Source organism: Cobetia sp. UIB-001 (assembly GCF_044789135.1).
Lineage (GTDB): Bacteria > Pseudomonadota > Gammaproteobacteria > Pseudomonadales > Halomonadaceae > Cobetia > Cobetia amphilecti.
On record NZ_CP058244.1, the window covers coordinates 1992526 to 2009217 of the forward strand.

Below are 16692 nucleotides of genomic sequence, written 5' to 3' on the forward strand. Positions count from 1 at the left end.
CCCTTTGACCTGGTAGGCGAGGGGGCGAGCAAGCCCGACAAGGCGGTGCGAGACTGTTTGCTGGCGTTCACGTCAGGCGATGACAGTGTCGCACCGCCTTTTTTGTGGCATGGTGGCTGGTTATATACACAGTAAGAGCGATGGCGCGATGACGACAGCAAAGACGCAAGGTGTGAGAGACGAGGCGGCAGCATGATCATTCTTGGCATCGACCCGGGCTCACGTCTGACCGGGTATGGGGTATTGGATGTCTCTGCGGCTCAGCCTCGCTATGTGGACAGTGGCTGCATTCGCATGTCACAGGTCAGCCTGGATCAGCGCCTGGCGCAGATCTATGCCGGTATCAGCGAGGTGATCGCCCTGCATCGCCCCGCGGAATTCGCCATCGAGCAGGTCTTCATGTCCAAGAACGCCGATTCGGCGCTCAAGCTGGGCCAGGCGCGCGGGGCTGCCATCGTGTGTGCGGCCAATCATGGCTTGCCGGTGTTCGAATACGGGCCGCGGCAGATCAAGCAGGCCGTGACCGGTACTGGCGCCGCCGAGAAGTCTCAGGTGCAGCATATGGTCACGCATACGCTCAAGCTCTCCGCCACGCCGCAGGCCGATGCCGCCGATGCGCTGGCCATCGCCTTGACGCATTGTTTCGCGCGTCGACGCCTGACGCCCGGCAATGACCAGCTGGAAGCCTTGGGGCTGGGGAATACCAGTCGACGCAAGGGAACCCGCGTGCGGCGTAGCAGCAGCTGGCGAGACTTCGAGCCCGACGCCTGACATGCCGCTGAGCGACAAATGCGGTATTGTGCTCAATTAATAGCGATTTTTCAGTCACTTGTAGAGTGTCTGCCGAGCCTGGCAGCAGCCGATTGCGTGATGCGCCAAGCCGCGTGGCATCAGGCTTCGTGCCATCACCCAAGGTATGACTGTCAGAAAGATGCGACAAATTCGTCGTGACACTGGGACATGCCGCCTACGCTTCATCTTTGGTAGGCTTGCCCGCATTGTAACAATCCGTGCAGAGAATCGGGTCTGTGAGCAGCACGATCCCACCGAGCACGTTCTCTGCCGAGCAAGGACAGCCGCAACATGATTGGACGCCTGACCGGGACATTGCTGGAAAAACAACCGCCGCAGCTGGTGCTTGACGTACAGGGTGTCGGTTATGAACTGGAAGCTTCGATGAACACCCTTTTGGGCTTGCCGGCCGTGGGCGAACATTGCCAGCTTTACACCCACCTGGTGGTGCGCGAAGACGCGCAGTTGCTGTATGGCTTCGGCAAGGAGCCCGAGCGTCGTCTGTTCCGTGAATTGATCAAGATCTCCGGTGTCGGCCCGCGTCTGGCGCTGGCGATTCTGTCGGGAATGGAGCAGTCCGATTTCATTCGCTGTGTTCACGACGAAGACAGCCGGGCGCTGACACGTCTGCCGGGCGTCGGCAAGAAGACGGCGGACCGACTGATCATCGAGATGCGTGATCGCCTCAAGCATTGGACGCTGCCGGCGGATGATGGGCTGGATGAAATGGCGCGTGCCTCCCAGCCGCAACCGCCGGTCACGCATCCTCTGGCGGATGCCGAAGCCGCGCTGGTGTCTCTGGGCTACAAGCCTGTCGAGGCGGCCAAGATGCTCTCCGGGCTCGAGACCGGCGCCTCCACGGAAGCGCTCATCAAGGCGGCGCTGGCGCGCAAGATGGCCAGCTGAGGCCCCGCCAGGGCAGCAAACATGCGCCCTATAGTTTTCGTGAAGGAAACGGCGCATCGTGATTGGATTTATTGACTAGGGGTTGGCAGGTTACTGGGGTAGAAAGTGCGCGCTTGAACGCAGATGCGCTAGATCGTTGCACCGCCCTGGCAAACCTTGCCACCTGCCACTGACGCACGTTCATGGCCCATGACCCGCGTCATGTGCGTGACCTGCGTCATCAGGAGTTGAGCAAGCATCATGATGGAGTCGGACCGACTGATCTCCGCGGCGACGCATGATCCGGAAGAGCGGATCGATCGCGCCAACCGGCCACGCACGCTGAGTGACTACATCGGACAGCCCATCGTCCGCGAGCAGATGGAAATCTTCATCAGTGCCGCGCGAGGACGAGGCGATAGTCTGGATCACACCCTGGTCTTCGGCCCGCCCGGTCTCGGCAAGACGACACTGGCGCATATCATCGCCAGTGAGATGAGTGTCGATATCAAGTCGACCTCCGGGCCGGTGCTGGAGCGGGCAGGGGACCTGGCAGCGATGCTGACCAACCTGCAGGAAGGCGATGTCCTGTTCATCGACGAGATTCACCGCCTGTCTCCGGCCGTCGAGGAAGTGCTCTATCCGGCGATGGAAGATTACCAGCTCGACATCATGATCGGTGAAGGCCCCGCGGCCCGCTCGATCAAGCTTGAGCTGCCACGATTCACCCTGGTGGGCGCGACGACGCGCGCGGGGCTGCTGACGGCGCCGCTGCGCGATCGCTTCGGCATCGTCCAGCGCCTCGAGTTCTACGATATCGAGTCACTCACCGACATCGTGGCGCGCAGTGCCAGGCTTTCCGGCATGGAAGTCGAGATGGAAGGGGCGCTGGAGATTGCGCGTCGTTCCCGCGGCACGCCGCGTATCGCCAATCGCCTGCTGCGCCGGGTGCGTGACTTCGCCGAAGTGCGCTCGGATGGTCGCTTGACGCTGGAAGTGGCCGACAAGGCGCTCAACATGCTCAATGTCGACAGCCACGGCCTGGATCACATGGACCGTCGACTGCTGTTGGCGATGATCGAGAAGTTCGATGGCGGGCCGGTCGGGGTCGATTCACTGGCGGCGGCCATCGGGGAAGAGCGCGATACCATCGAGGATGTGCTGGAGCCCTATCTGATTCAGCAGGGCTTCATGATGCGCACGGCGCGTGGGCGACTGGTCACGCGCTCGGCCTATCTGCATTTCGGGATCACCCCACGTGAAGAGCAGGCGCGGCTGGGGCAGGAAGGAAATGACGCGTCATGACATCTGAAGACGCAGGAAATACGTTGAAGGGTGAAGCTGCATGTTTTCACCACACTGTGCGCGTCTACATCGAGGATACTGATGCCGGTGGCATCGTCTACTACGTGAATTATCTGCGCTTCATGGAGCGCGCGCGCAGTGAATGGTTGCGAGCGAAGGGCTTCACGCAGCAAGCCTTGCTTGAAAAAGGCATTCAGTTGGTAGTACACAGTGTAACAAATCGTTATCTTCGTCCTGCGCATCTGGATGACCTGCTGACCGTGACGGCAACGGCAGGTGCCTTGCGCGGTGCACGCTTGACGTTCACCCAGAAGGCGCTGCGCGGTGAGCAGATCTTGAGCGAAGCGGAAGTCGTGATCGCTTGCGTCGATGCCACGACCTTGCGCCCCAGACGCTGGCCCGGGGAATTGCTTGCGGCTCTTGAGGTCTGAGATCTCAAGGCGCAGATGAGGCCGCTGCCAGTCAGGTGCCGAGACGCCAGGCTGATGAACAGATTATTTATCGTGTCACTGATTGACGGTGGCACAGACTGAACCAAGTAAAGAGGGATTTCCGTGGAAGATTCGATGTCGATCATTTCGCTGTTCGTGAACGCCAGTCTGGTCGTTCAGGCAGTCATGTTGCTGTTGCTGGCAGCTTCCATTGCATCCTGGGTGGTGATCTTTCAGCGCGGGATGGCATTGTCCCGCGCCAAGCAGGCTTACGCGGCCTTTGAAAAGCGCTTCTGGTCCGGGGTCGACCTCAATCACCTCTATCGTGAATTGCCGACGGATGAAGAATCCACCCCGGGCGCCTCTGGCGTCTTCCGTGCAGGCTTCCGCGAGTACAGCCGCCTCAAGCCCAAGTCCAGCAATGCCGATGCGGTGATGGATGGTGTGCAACGCAGCATGCGCGTCACGCTGTCACGTGAAGAAGAGCGCCTGAACGTTCACCTGCCGTTTCTGGCCACGGTCAGCTCCGTCAGCCCCTATGTCGGCCTGTTCGGAACCGTGTGGGGCATCATGGGCTCCTTCCAGGCACTGGGTACGGCTCAACAGGCAACTCTGACCACCGTCGCCCCCTGGATTGCCGAAGCATTGGTCGCGACTGCCATGGGCCTGTTCGCGGCAATTCCGGCCGTCATCTTCTACAACCGTCTGGCCAGCCGTGCTGATCAGCTGCTGGGTCGCTATGAAGACTTCGCCGAAGAACTTCACTCCATTCTGCATCGTAATCTGCACGGTCGTGGCAGCAACGACGCTTGAAGGGAGGCGAGTCAATGAAAGGACCGTATAGCAGAGGCCACAAGCGCAAGCTGTCCTCCGAGATCAATGTGGTGCCCTTCATCGACGTCATGTTGGTGTTGCTGGTCATCTTCATGATCACCGCGCCGATGATGACGCAGGGGGTTCAGGTCGAATTGCCCAAGGTCACCTCCAAGCCGATCGACAATCCCGATGATGTGACGCCATTGATCGTCTCGCTGGATGATAGCGGCAATTACTACATCGATCTGGGGTCGGATGAAGACAAGCGCACGCCGGTGGCGCTGGACGAACTGGGCAGCAAGGTCGCGTCCATCGTGGCCGAGAAGCCCAAGACGCCCGTGCTGGTCAAGGGTGCCAAGACGGCGCCCTACGGCGATGTCATGGGGCTGATGAGCACGCTGCAGGGTGCCGGTGTTCCCAATGTCGGGCTGATTTCAGAACCACCGACCGAGGGCTGATGGATGAGTCAGCCAGAGATAGAACAGCGGGTCGGGTTGGGATTGCCTGTGGTGCTGGCCGTTGGCCTGCACCTGGGCATCCTGATTCTGACTCTGGTGAGTTGGCCAGAATCCGAACCGGAGAAGACCAACACCACCATCGTCAACGCGACACTGGTCAGTACCGAGACCACGACCAATCAGGCCCAGCAGGCGAAGTCCAGCAAGGCGCGTGATGCGGCCGAAGAATCCGATCAGCGCCAGAGCGCCAAGGAAGAGGCGGCCAGAGAGGCAGAGCTTGCAGCGGAACAGCAGCGCAGCGCCGCCGAGGAAAAGGCGGCTGCCCAGAAGGCGCAACAGCAAAAGGCGGCTGAGCAGGCCAAGGCGGCGGAGCAGTTGAAGGCTGAGCAGGCGGCGGCCGAAAAGGCCAAGGCAGAAGCGGCCAGGCGTGCAGAGGAAGCCAAGGCGATTGCCCTTGATCGCAAGAAAGCCGAAGCGGAAAAGCAGGCCAAGGCCGATGCCTTGAAGAAGGCGGAAGCCGAGAAGGCTGCCAAGGCCAAGGCGGAAGCCGAAAAGGCCGCCAAGGAAAAAGCCGCAGAAGAAGCCCGCAAGAAAGCCGAAGCAGAGAAGGCGGCCAAGGCCAAGGCAGACGCTGAAGCCAAGAAGGCGGAAGCCGAAAAGGCAGCCAAGGCCAAGGCAGCAGCGGAGAAGGCCGAGAAGGAAAAGGCGGCCAAGGCGGCAGCCGACAAGGCCGCCAAGGAAAAGGCAGCCAAGGCCAAGGCGGCGGAAGAAGCGCGCAAGAAGGCGGCCGCTGAAGCCGCACGCCAGAAGGCACTTGCCGAGAAAGCGGCGCAGGCCTCTGCCGGCTCGCTGGATAGCCTGATAGACAATGAAAGCGACGCCATCAGCGGCGCCAAACAGGCCGCTCAGGCTGCCAACAGCTTCGAGAACCTGCTCAAGAAGTATGTCGGACAGAATTGGAATCGGCCCTCGGGCTCCGTTCCCGGTATGACGGTCACGCTGAGAGTGTCATTGTTGCCGACAGGCGAATTGGTAACGGCAGCGGTCAGCAAGAGCAGTGGTAACGCCGCCTTTGATCGCTCCGCGATTCAGGCGATCCAGAAAGCAGCGCCGTTTACCGAGATGCAGGACCTGCCGGCTGGTGCCAAGAGCCAGTTCCGAAACTTCAACCTGTACTTCAATCCAGAGGACCTGGGCCGATGAGACGATTGACCGCATGGATGATGGCAGCCGCCTTGCTGGCAGTGACCAGCCTGGCAAGAGCTGACCTGACCATCGAGATCACCAAGGGCAATGACAGCGCCACACCTATCGCTGTCGTGCCGTTCGAGAATCTGACCGGGGGAAGTCTGCCGCAGGACCTCGCACGCATCATCTCCGATGACCTGGCGCGCAGTGGCCAGTTCGACCCGATCAAGCGCGACAATCTGATTGCGTTGCCGGGCACGACGCAGGACGTCTTCGTCAATGACTGGAAGCGTCTGGGGGCCAGTTACCTCGTGGTGGGTCAGGTAAAGACGGCCAGCAATGGTGGTTATAGCATCCAGTATGAGCTGATGGATGTGCTGGGCAACAAGCGCATGCTTGGCGAAGTCATCACCGGAAGCAATGGTGAGCTGCGCGCGCGTGGCCATTATATGAGCGATGAAATATTTGAGGAAATCACTGGAATTCGCGGTGCTTTCTCGACAAAAATCGCATACATTACCGCCAATGGTGTTGGCGACAATATTCGTTTTGCCCTGTACGTGGCGGATTCAGATGGCCACAATAGTCAGGAGATTCTGGCGTCCGATGAACCGATCATGTCACCGGCATGGTCGCCGGATGGCAAGAAGCTGGCCTATGTCAGTTTTGAAGCCGAACGTCCCGCTATCTATGTGCAGGAATTGGGCAGTGGTCGTCGTGCAAAACTGACAGGTTTCCGAGGCATCAATGGTGCCCCGGCCTGGTCGCCGGACGGACGTAAACTGGCAATGGCATTGTCAAAGGATGGCCAGCCGGAAATCTATGTGATGGATATTGCCAGCCGTCAGTTCCAGCGTCTGACCAACAATCCTGCGATCGATACCGAGCCGGATTGGTTGCCGGATGGCAGCGGTATGGTGTTCACCTCTGATCGTGCAGGCTCCCCACAGATCTATCGTCTTGATCTATCCGGCGGCACGGAACGTGTGACATATACCGGCAATTACAACTCCCGCGGGCGCATCTCACCCGATGGAGAGAACCTGTTCATGATCAACCGCGCAGGCAACGGTTATCAGGTTGCCAAGCAAGATCTGAAGAGCGGTCGGGTTACCTCCCTGACCGATACTCAGTGGGATGAATCACCAAGTGTTGCGCCGAATGGCACTATGGTGATATATGCCACTCAGCAAGGAACCCGCGGGGTCCTGGGCCAGGTGTCGGCAGACGGAAGGGCACAATTCTCCCTGCCGTCAGCACAAGGCGACGTGCGTGAACCTGCGTGGTCGCCGTTCCTGAACTAAACCACTAGAATGCAACTGAGCCACCAAGAAAGGCTTGGCATTCGTACCCATTAGAGCAAGGAGTTTCACAATGCAGTTCACCCCGTATGCAAAAGGTCTGTTGGTTGCCCTGTCCCTGAGCGTCATGGCAGGTTGTTCCAGCAGCGGCGGCGCTCAGGACGGCGACATGGATTCAGCCAACAGCGGTGCGAACACTGCCGGCATGAACACTGGTGCCAACAGCAACGCCAACCAGATGAGCAACGCCACCATGCCTGACGTGCGTACCATCTACTTCGCCTTCAACAAGGACACCATCCGTCCTGAGTTCGAAAGCGTCCTGATGGGTCACGCTCAGTACCTGAAAGCCAACACCAGCGCCAATGTCGTTCTGGAAGGCCACGCTGATGAGCGCGGTACTCGTGAATACAACCTGGGTCTGGGCGAGCGTCGTGCCAAGTCTGTCGCACGCTTCCTGACTGTCCAGGGCGTGTCTCCGTCACAGATCGAGATCGTCTCCTACGGTGAAGAGCGTCCGGCTGTCCAGGGCCACGGCGAGTCTTCCTACGCCAAGAACCGTCGTGTGGTCTTCGACTACTAAGCACGGTTTGTCTCCGCGACTCTCCAATGAGGCGTGGAGACGCTAGAAACTTGTGTTGAGCTGGCCCGGGCAAGAGGCGTGTCCTTGAACCCCGGGCTTGCTTGCGCGATACCATGATGATTCGGCGGAGCCGACAGCATGAAACACAGCCTGAAAGGGTTGTTCGGTGCGGGAGCCTTGTTGCTCCCGTTGTCCGTTTTGGCCGCACCGACGGTCGAGGACCTCACTGGGCAATCAAACTCGCTCTATCAGCAGGCCAATACTCGTCTGAGTGGCGGCGGCACCCTGACCCTTCTCAATCAACTCGACGAACAGGCACAGGAAATTGCCCGACTTCGCGGCCGCATCGATGAGCTGGAATACCAGTTCAAGCGTCTGACCGAGATGTCGCAGCAACGCTACCTGGATCTGGAACAGCGGGTTTCTGGCGGCGCTTCCGCCGGGGAGAACGGTCAGGTTGTCGATTCACAGGCAGCAACGGCAGTCACTGGCGGCGCAAGTGCCGGTGGTGCAGCCAGCACCAATGGCGCCAGCAATGCCGACGGCGGTGCAGCTGCCCAGAAGGATTACGAGAATGCCTTCGCCAAGGTGCAGTCTCGCGACTTCGACGGTGCCATTGTCGCCTTTGAAGCCTTCGTGGTGGACCATGGGGATTCCAACCTCGCCGCCAATGCCCATTACTGGCTGGGCGAGCTGTATTCGGCCAAGAACCAGCTGGATGCTTCTGCCCAGGCCTTCGACACCGTGATCAGCGAATTCTCGCAATCCAGCAAGGTGCCGGATGCGATGTACAAGCTGGGCCTGGTCAAGGCGCGTCAAGGCAAAGCGCAGGAAAGTCGCTCCTTGCTCGAGAAGCTGGTCCAGCAGTATCCGGACAGCAAGGCTGGCACCATGGCCAAGGACTTCCTGTCCTCCGGCGCCTGAGTGCCCGTGGCCTTTGGTCACCTGTATTCCCCAAAGCCCGCGCTTGGTATTCTACCAGGTGCGGGCTTTGTGTTATGTGGCGCTCGGCGCCTCATGCCATCGGCAGGCGACCCGGGCACGCTTCATTCGATTCATGTGGCCGAGCAAGTATTGCCGGTGAAGAGACAGTGACTCTCATCGGCGGTTGACGACAGATCTCAGACAGGGATATCACCATGGCAGAGTGCAAGATCGACTATCAGGCCCCGGACGACATGCTGAAAGGGCGGATCATTCTGGTGACCGGGGCGGGGTCCGGCATTGGGCGTGAAGCGGCAGTCGAATATGCGCGTCATGGGGCGACGGTGATATTGCTGGGCAGAACCATTGCCAAGCTGGAAGAAGTCTACGACGAGATCGAGGCATTGGGGGCACCACAACCGGCCATCTATCCGCTCAACTTCGAAGGGGCATCGCTCAAGGATTATCAGCAGATGGCTGATACCCTGCACAGCGAGTTCGGTCGTCTGGATGGCCTGCTGCACAACGCCAGCCTGCTGGGCAAGATCACTCCATTCGAGCAGTATGATCCGGCGCTGTGGGAGCAGGTCATGCAGGTCAATATCAATGGCCCTATCTGGATGGTCCAGGCATTGCTGCCGTTGCTCAAGGCCTCGAAGGACGCCTCCGTCGTGCTGACAAGTTCCAGTGTCGGGCGCAAGGGGCGTGCCTTCTGGGGCGCCTACAGTGTCTCCAAGTTCGCCACGGAAGGCTTCTCGCAGATGCTGGCGCAGGAACTGGAGAATACCAGCCAGGTGCGCGTCAATACGCTCAATCCCGGTGGGACGCGGACCCCGATGCGCAAGTCGGCGTTCCCGGCCGAAGACCCCGATACCCTGCGTACGCCCGCCGACATCATGCCGACCTATCTGTGGTTGATGGGGCCGGACAGTCGTGGTCATACCGGCGAGATGTTCGACGCCCAGCCGCCGAAAGTCTGAGCCATTGTCAGCTGTCATCTCCTCACTGGATGACGAGTGACGCCGCCAGGCGGGTCATTCGTCATACCCTGCAACAAGAACGCCGACGGCATTGGCTGTCGGCGTTCTTGTGTCTAGCTGCTTGTTTCTAGCGGCTTGTGTCTATCTTCTGATGTTCATCTACGGATCACCCGCTCGTGGGGGCTGGTTCGTGCGAGCTACGTGCGAGCTACGTGCGTGTCGCTCGGTCAGCGCAGGTCCGCTGCCCGCAGCGCGGCATTGATGACTTCTTCCGAGGTGTCAAACCACACATCGGCAGGCCAGGCGTCCACGTCGTCGCCCTCACGGACATAGCCGTAGCGCACCGCGACCGCCAGCATGCCCGCCGCGCGTGCCGCCTGCATGTCACGGTCGTGATCCCCCAGATACCAGCATTCGGAGGCGTCGACACCGAGGCAGCGTGCCGCCTCCCACAGAGGCTCTGGATGCGGCTTCTTGACCGGCAGGTCATCGGCACACAGCAGGCAGCCGGGCGTGAGCTCGAGCGCGGCGATCAGCGGCTCGGCGAACTGACGGGGCTTGTTGGTCACGATGCCCCACGGCAGGCCTGCGCGCTGATAGATCTCGATCAGGGCGTCATAGCCCGGGAACAGCACACTGTGAGCCGCGACATCGCGGGCATAGAATTCCAGCAGGCGAGAGCGCTCGCTGGCATGCTCGGGGTGATCGAGCTCATGGCCCAGGGCCAGGGTCACCAGAGCGCTGCCACCATGCGAGACTTCGGCGCGAATCACGTCGTAGTCCAGCGCCGGCAGGGTGTGATGCTGACGCAGCTCATTGGTGGCGCGCGCCAGGTCTGGCGCGGTGTCCACCAGGGTGCCATCGAGATCGAAGATCAAGGCGGCGGGACGAGGTAGCGCTGCCGGCAGGCTCACGCAAGCTCTTCCTCGGTCGGGCGACGCGTGTGCATCAGGTAGTTGACGGACAGGTCGGAGGAATTCAGACGATATTTGCGCGTCAGCGGGTTGTAGGTCATGCCGGTGGAGCCTTCCATCTTGAGTCCCGCATCGCGTGTCCAGCGACCCAGCTCGGCCGGACGGATGAACTTGCGATACTCGTGGGTGCCACGCGGCAGCATCTGCAGCACATATTCCGCGCCGAGAATCGCGAAGGCATACGCCTTGGGATTGCGGTTGATGGTCGAGAAGAACACCATGCCGCCGGGCTTGACCAGCCGTGCGCAGGCCGCGATCACCGAGGATGGGTCCGGCACGTGCTCGAGCATTTCCAGACAGGTGACGACGTCGAACTGGCCGGCCATCTCTTCTGCGGCGGCTTCGGCGGTGGTCTGGCGGTAGTCCACCTCGACACCGGACTCCAGCTGATGCAGGCGGGCAACGGAAAGCGGCGCCTCACCCATGTCGATGCCCGTCACCTGGGCGCCACGATGCGCCATGGCTTCGGAGAGAATGCCGCCACCGCAGCCGACGTCGATCACGCGCTTGCCTGCTAGGCCAGCGTGGGTGTCGATATAGTCGACCCGCAACGGATTGATGTCATGCAGCGGCTTGAATTCACTGTCACGGTCCCACCAGCGACTGGCCAATGCCGAGAACTTGGCGATCTCGCTGGCATCGACATTGCCCAGATGGTCCTGGGGCTGGGCATCTTGCTGGGTGTCGTTATCGCTCATCTTTGCATCCTTACCGTTACGGAAGTGCTGTTCGGGAAGTGGCAGGCCTGTACAGGCACCTTACCCTCGGGCACGATTCCACCATTCTAATCCGACTGCCGTCGCGGGTCAGCGTCCAGCGCAAAAAACTCATCATGACGGGCACTTGCGTTACGATGGGGCGGGACGTCGCGCCACGCGCGATGACCAGTCGTCATTATTGTCATGTAGCAACGGGGAGTGGTCATGAGCCTGGTTCCGATTCGCTGGGTAAGCCAGCAAGAGTGTGCATCGCGGGAAGAAGACACGGCAGGCGCCCCGCCCGATGCCAGCGCTGACGTCACTCATGATGTCACTTCTGATGTCACTCAGCCGGCGGTGAAGCTTGCACTGCTCGACCAGCGCCTGCTGCCGGGTGAGACCCGCGAGGTGCTGCTCGAGGATGCACGCGGGGTCGCGACTGCCATTACCGACATGGTGGTCCGCGGTGCACCGGCCATCGGGATCGCCGCCGCCTATGGCGTGGCGCTGGAGGCTTTCGTCATCAACCGCGAGGGCGGCGACTGGCAGTCACGCCTGGCCAGTGCCTGTGATGTGCTGGCTGCCTCGCGCCCGACAGCGGTCAACCTGTTCTGGGCGTTGGATCGCATGCGCAAGGTGATTGCCGCACACGCCACTCGGTCGCAGGCCCCGTATGAGGCGTTGCTGAAGGAGGCCGTGCGCATTCATGAGCAGGATCTGGAGGACAATCTGCGCATGGCCGAGTTTGGCGCCCAGGTGATTGCGGCCTCTCTCGCGCAAGGCGAGACGCGGTGCGAGGTCATGACCCACTGCAATACCGGCGCGCTGGCCACCGGCGGCCACGGCACGGCGTTGGGCGTGATCCGTACCGCCTACGCCCAGGGCATTCTCGGCCGTGTGCATGTCAACGAGACGCGTCCCTGGTGGCAAGGCTCTCGCCTGACGGCGTGGGAGCTGGTGCAGGAGAAGATTCCCGCGCGTCTGGCCGTGGAAGGCGCAGCCTCGCTGATCATGCAGCAGGGTGCCCGGACACCGGAAGGGGTGCGCTGGTTGATCGTCGGCGCGGACCGCATTGCGGCCAACGGCGACACGGCCAACAAGATCGGCACCTTCTCGCTGGCCGTTCAGGCGCGCACTCACGGCATCAAGGTCATGGTGGTGGCCCCGTTGGCCACGTTCGATGGCAGCCTGGCCAGTGGCGCGGACATCCCCATCGAGACGCGCGACGCCGCCGAGCTGCGCGAGGCGGGCGGACGCCAGATCGCGCCGCAGGAGATCGATGTCTTCAATCCGGTCTTTGATGTCACACCGCATGAGTATATTGATGCCATCGTCACGGAACATGGCGTGGTAGAGTCGCCCGATAGCGACAGTGTCGGTGCGCTGCTTGGGCGCGCCATGCGCCGTTGATGGCGTTTCACAGGGTGGTAGCGCTTACCAAGCCTCGGATAGTGCAGGAATTTCGCACTCCTTGATCAAACTGGCATAATCTCTGCCTATGATGAAGGATGGTCGTTGATTGGCTTCGACGACAGTAACCCGGTGAAGGTCCTTCGACGGGCTTCACCACGACATAGACACAAGGAAGACGCTACATGATACGCAAGGCTGTTCTGCCTGTTGCCGGTCTCGGCACACGTTGCCTCCCGGCCTCCAAGGCCATCCCCAAGGAAATGATCACCATCGTCGACAAGCCGGTGATCCAATATGTGGTGGAAGAAGCGGTCGCAGCCGGTATCAAGGAAATCGTGCTGGTCACCCATTCCAGCAAGAATGCCATCGAGAACCACTTCGACAAGCACTTCGAGCTGGAAACCACCCTGGAAGCCAAGGGCAAGCTCGAGCTGCTCGAACAGCTGCGTAACATCATTCCGGATGACGTCAAGATCATCAGCGTGCGCCAGCCGGAGCCGCTGGGCCTGGGCCACGCCGTGCTGTGTGCCAAGCCGATCGTCGGTGATGAGCCGTTCATCGTCATGTTGCCGGACGTGCTGGTCGATGGCGAAGGGCTCGAGAAGAATGACCTGGCGCGCATGATGGAGGCCTACGAAGCCACCAACGCTGCCCAGATCATGGTCGAGAATGTCCCGCAGGACATGGCCTACAAGTACGGTATCGTCGCGATCGACGGTGATACGCCGGAAGCCGGCAAGTCTGCCCTGATCAACGGCATGGTCGAAAAGCCGGCCCCGGGCACCGAGCCGTCGACCCTGGCGGTCATCGGCCGTTATCTGTTGCCGGGCCGTATCTTCGAGCTTCTGGAGAACACTCCGCCGGGCGCGGGTGGTGAGATCCAGCTGACCGATGCCATCGACACCCTGCGTGACGACAAGGCCGTCGCGGCCTACCGCATGGCCGGTGATACCTACGATTGCGGTCACCAGCTGGGCTATCTTGAAGCGACTCTTTCCTTCGCCAAGCGTCACCCGACCTTCGGTGAAGGCTTCCGCGAGCTGCTGACTCGCTACCAGGAGAAATAAGCCATGCAGGTGCTGGTGCACGGAAGCGAACTGGCGGCGGCAACGGCCAGCGCCGCTCTGGCGAGCGTGGGTCACCGTGTCTGGTGGTGGCCACATGAGGACATGGACTGGGCTGCCCTGGAACACGTCGACTGGTTGAACAGTGAGCCAGGCCTGCGCGAACGTCTTGATCGCCATCGGGAACGGGGCGATCTCACTCTCATCGAAAACCTCGAGTCACTGCGGCGCATCGATATCCACTGGATCGCCGTCTCGCCGGACCAGCGCGAAAGCGCGCTGAGCCGTGTCGAGCAGCTGGTGGCGACCCTGGATGAGCCGCTGGTGCTGGTCAACAACTCGACCTTCCCGGTGGGCACGACCGAGCGTTTCGAGGCGTTGCTGCCGCGTGACGACCAGTACGCCGTCGCCTTGCCGGACATGCTGGAGGAGGGCCGTTCACTGGCCACCTTCGAGCGTCCGGCCCGCTGGTTGCTGGGCAGCGAAGCGGAACCTGCCACCCTGCGGGTGCAGGAGCTGCTGCGTGCCTTCAACCGGCGTGAAGATGTCTTCCAGATCATGCCGCGCCGCGCCGCCGAACTGACCAAGCTGGCCATCAACGGCATGCTCGCGACGCGTATCAGCTACATGAACGAAGTGGCGGGTCTGTCCGACTCCCTCGGCGTCGATGTGGAATATGTGCGTCAGGGCATGGGTGCCGACCCGCGTATCGGCTTTGGCTATCTCTATCCGGGCTGTGGGTTCGGTGGCCCGAACTTCTCGCGTGACCTGATGCGTCTGGCCGATGTCCAGCACCAGACAGGGCGGGAATCGATGCTGCTCGAGCATGTACTCGACATCAACGAGGCCAAGAAGGAGACGCTGTTCCGCAAGCTGTGGCAGCACTTCGATGGTGAATTGCGCGGTCGTACCGTGGCGATCTGGGGCGCGGCCTTCAAGCCGGGTACCGCGCGTATCGACCATGCGCCGGTCTTGACCCTGCTTGAGGCGCTGTGGGCCCAGGGCGTGCGCGTGCGCGTGCATGATCCCGCGGCCTTGTCGGCGCTGGGTGAGGCCTGTGGTGCGCATCCGTTGCTGGAGCTGGTCGATGGCAACATGTATGACGCCCTGGAGGGTGCTGATGCCCTGATGCTGGTCACCGAGTGGAAGTGCTACTGGAACCCGGACTGGCAGCGCCTGAAGCGTGAGCTGGGCGCGGGCCTGGTGCTCGATGGTCGCAACATCTTCGACCCGCGTTACGTGGCAAGCCAGGGACTGGTCTATCGCGGCATCGGCCGCCGTGCCAGCCCCTGACGGTATCTCGGTGGGTCAGGCTGACGCACTCTGCAGCTGATGTTCTCTCAGACTGACGCTCCTTCAGGCTGACCCTTGCGTGCTCGGCACGCAAAAGCCCTCATCCGGAACCGGATGAGGGCTTTTTGTCGTGGGGCTCAGGTTTAAAATCTAGGCCGCCAGGCTTTTCATGATGACCGCCAGGCTGTCTTCAGGCCCAGGGCTCGAGCACGAACTTGCCCACGTGGCCCTTGCTCAGAAACTGCTGTTGGGCAGTGACGATCTCGGTCAACGGGAAGCTGGCCGCGATCAGCGGACGAATCTCGCCTTGCTCCACGTAGCGGATCAGATTGGGGAAGGTGGCTTCACACCAGGCAGTGGTGCCGAGCAGGCGCAGATTCTTGAGGTACAGGTCGCGCAGGTCCAGCGTCACCATCGGGCCGGCGATGGCGCCGGTGGTCACCAGACGGCCGCCACGCGCAAGCAACTTCATCATGACCGGAAAGTTGTCGCCCGCGACATTGTCGACCACCAGGTCGACGCTTTCATGGCCCAGCTGCTCGAGCAGGGCGGCCTTGCGGTCCAGAAGCCTGTCGGCGCCGAGTTCTGCCAGAGCCTCATGTTTGGCGACGCCCGCCACCGCATACACCGTCGCGCCGCGGCGCTTGGCCAGCTGCAATGCAGCGGAACCGACCCCGCCCGAGGCGCCCAGAATCAGCACACGCTCGCCCGCCTTGAGCTCTGCCTGTTCGAGCATGTTCTCCGCCGTACCGTAGGCACAGGGCAGGGAGCCAAGCTCGACATCGCTCCAGTCACAGTCCACCGCGAACACTTCACTGGCGCGCACGCTGACGAACTGCGCGAAGGCGCCGTCGAAATCCGAGCCCATCCATTCATTCTCCAATGAGTCCCAGCCCTCGCTGCGCATGCAGGAGCGTACCAGCACGCGCTTGCCCAGCAGGCTGGCATCCGCATTCGGGCCCAATGCCACCACCTCGCCACAGCAATCCGTGCCCTGTATCAGGGGGAAGGGCGTCTCTCCCTTCCAGCCACCTTCCGGTGGCGCCGGCTTGTCAGTCGCCGCATCTGCATCCGCGTTGTCATGCACACTGCTGGCCTGTTGGGTCGCGGTAGTGATCGTGGAGGAATACCAGCCCAGACGCGTATTGATCTCGGTGTTGTTCATGCCAGCCGCCAGCACCTTGATCAGCACCTCGCCTTCACCGGGTGTCGGCACCGGGCGCTGCTGCGTCTCGAGGCATTCATAACCCCCATGGCCGGTGGTCACGATCGCCAGCATGGAGTCGGGCAGAGAGGAGGTCGAGGTGTCAGTGGGCATCGGTATTCCTTTTTTTCAAAGTATGTATTTCGTGCAGTCAAGGAATGCATTTCAAGCAGTGTGTGCCAACCATGTCGTCGAGACTCTTGTCGTCGAATCCCTGTGAGCGATCAAGGGTACGCAACGAGGTAGAGCATACGTTCTACTTGTACATCATTAGATAGGGGCACCACCGTCATTTGCAAGTCGACAGACGAGATTCTTCTCCTGGTGGTGCATACAGCGTAGCCAAGCCTTGCGTGTAGCAGGCTGCGGTTGGGTGACGTTGT

General features: G+C 61.2%; 17 protein-coding genes. 14 read left to right on the plus strand and 3 right to left on the minus strand.

Annotation, left to right across the window (positions count from 1 at the left end; all coding sequences use genetic code 11):
• Positions 1–192: 192 nt before the first annotated feature.
• From ruvC to HA399_RS08425, 11 genes are all read left to right on the plus strand, one after another.
• Positions 193–771 (plus strand): crossover junction endodeoxyribonuclease RuvC, encoded by a 579-nt coding sequence (gene ruvC, locus HA399_RS08375; protein ID WP_043333606.1) that lies wholly within the window; start codon positions 193–195, stop codon positions 769–771.
• A gap of 312 nt (positions 772–1083) precedes the next feature.
• Positions 1084–1698 (plus strand): Holliday junction branch migration protein RuvA, encoded by a 615-nt coding sequence (gene ruvA / locus HA399_RS08380; protein WP_043333607.1) that lies wholly within the window; start codon positions 1084–1086, stop codon positions 1696–1698.
• 240 nt (positions 1699–1938) lie between these two features.
• The gene (ruvB, locus tag HA399_RS08385; protein ID WP_043333609.1) at positions 1939–2982 is read left to right on the plus strand and encodes a Holliday junction branch migration DNA helicase RuvB; all 1044 of its coding nucleotides are present in this window, start codon (positions 1939–1941) and stop codon (positions 2980–2982) included.
• Positions 2979–3413 (plus strand): tol-pal system-associated acyl-CoA thioesterase, encoded by a 435-nt coding sequence (gene ybgC / locus HA399_RS08390; RefSeq protein ID WP_176677072.1) that lies wholly within the window; start codon positions 2979–2981, stop codon positions 3411–3413. Before ruvB ends, ybgC begins: the two co-directional genes overlap by 4 nt.
• 135 nt (positions 3414–3548) lie before the next feature.
• On the plus strand, positions 3549–4226 hold the full coding sequence (gene tolQ, locus HA399_RS08395; protein ID WP_107336548.1) for a protein TolQ: 678 nt from the start codon (positions 3549–3551) through the stop codon (positions 4224–4226).
• 14 nt (positions 4227–4240) lie between these two features.
• Complete coding sequence (gene tolR, locus HA399_RS08400; protein ID WP_054556687.1) at positions 4241–4687, plus strand: protein TolR; 447 nt, start codon at positions 4241–4243, stop codon at positions 4685–4687.
• 3 nt (positions 4688–4690) lie between these two features.
• On the plus strand, positions 4691–5890 hold the full coding sequence (gene tolA / locus HA399_RS08405) for a cell envelope integrity protein TolA (RefSeq protein ID WP_279838419.1): 1200 nt from the start codon (positions 4691–4693) through the stop codon (positions 5888–5890).
• A complete protein-coding gene (gene tolB, locus HA399_RS08410; protein WP_107334808.1) occupies positions 5887–7179 on the plus strand; it encodes a Tol-Pal system beta propeller repeat protein TolB in 1293 nt (430 codons plus the stop codon). The genes tolA and tolB overlap by 4 nt, the downstream gene beginning before the upstream one ends.
• A 70-nt stretch (positions 7180–7249) precedes the next feature.
• Positions 7250–7759 (plus strand): peptidoglycan-associated lipoprotein Pal, encoded by a 510-nt coding sequence (gene pal, locus HA399_RS08415; protein ID WP_054556684.1) that lies wholly within the window; start codon positions 7250–7252, stop codon positions 7757–7759.
• A gap of 138 nt (positions 7760–7897) precedes the next feature.
• Entirely contained in the window at positions 7898–8683 is a 786-nt protein-coding gene (gene ybgF, locus HA399_RS08420) for a tol-pal system protein YbgF (RefSeq protein ID WP_404326816.1), read from the plus strand.
• A 215-nt stretch (positions 8684–8898) separates the two neighbouring features.
• Complete coding sequence (locus tag HA399_RS08425) at positions 8899–9663, plus strand: YciK family oxidoreductase (protein ID WP_054556682.1); 765 nt, start codon at positions 8899–8901, stop codon at positions 9661–9663.
• 227 nt (positions 9664–9890) lie between these two features.
• Here the strand turns inward: HA399_RS08425 and HA399_RS08430 are convergent, their stop codons facing one another.
• Both HA399_RS08430 and ubiG read right to left on the minus strand, forming a co-directional pair.
• On the minus strand, positions 9891–10571 hold the full coding sequence (locus tag HA399_RS08430) for an HAD-IA family hydrolase (protein WP_404326935.1): 681 nt from the start codon (positions 10569–10571) through the stop codon (positions 9891–9893).
• Positions 10572–10573: 2 nt separating this feature from the next.
• A complete protein-coding gene (gene ubiG / locus HA399_RS08435; RefSeq protein WP_166018246.1) occupies positions 10574–11290 on the minus strand; it encodes a bifunctional 2-polyprenyl-6-hydroxyphenol methylase/3-demethylubiquinol 3-O-methyltransferase UbiG in 717 nt (238 codons plus the stop codon).
• Positions 11291–11560: 270 nt separating this feature from the next.
• Here ubiG and mtnA point away from each other — a divergent pair, with 270 nt between their 5' ends.
• The 3 genes from mtnA (at position 11561) to HA399_RS08450 (ending at position 15105) form a co-directional block, all read left to right on the plus strand.
• A complete protein-coding gene (mtnA, locus tag HA399_RS08440; protein ID WP_404326817.1) occupies positions 11561–12745 on the plus strand; it encodes an S-methyl-5-thioribose-1-phosphate isomerase in 1185 nt (394 codons plus the stop codon).
• A gap of 185 nt (positions 12746–12930) precedes the next feature.
• Entirely contained in the window at positions 12931–13815 is an 885-nt protein-coding gene (gene galU, locus HA399_RS08445; protein WP_054556681.1) for a UTP--glucose-1-phosphate uridylyltransferase GalU, read from the plus strand.
• Positions 13816–13818: 3 nt separating this feature from the next.
• On the plus strand, positions 13819–15105 hold the full coding sequence (locus HA399_RS08450) for a nucleotide sugar dehydrogenase (RefSeq protein ID WP_404326819.1): 1287 nt from the start codon (positions 13819–13821) through the stop codon (positions 15103–15105).
• A gap of 190 nt (positions 15106–15295) precedes the next feature.
• On the opposite strand, the gene HA399_RS08455 is transcribed toward HA399_RS08450, so the two are convergent.
• Positions 15296–16423 (minus strand): alcohol dehydrogenase family protein, encoded by a 1128-nt coding sequence (locus HA399_RS08455; protein ID WP_404326821.1) that lies wholly within the window; start codon positions 16421–16423, stop codon positions 15296–15298.
• Between the last annotated feature and the right edge of the window lie 269 nt (positions 16424–16692).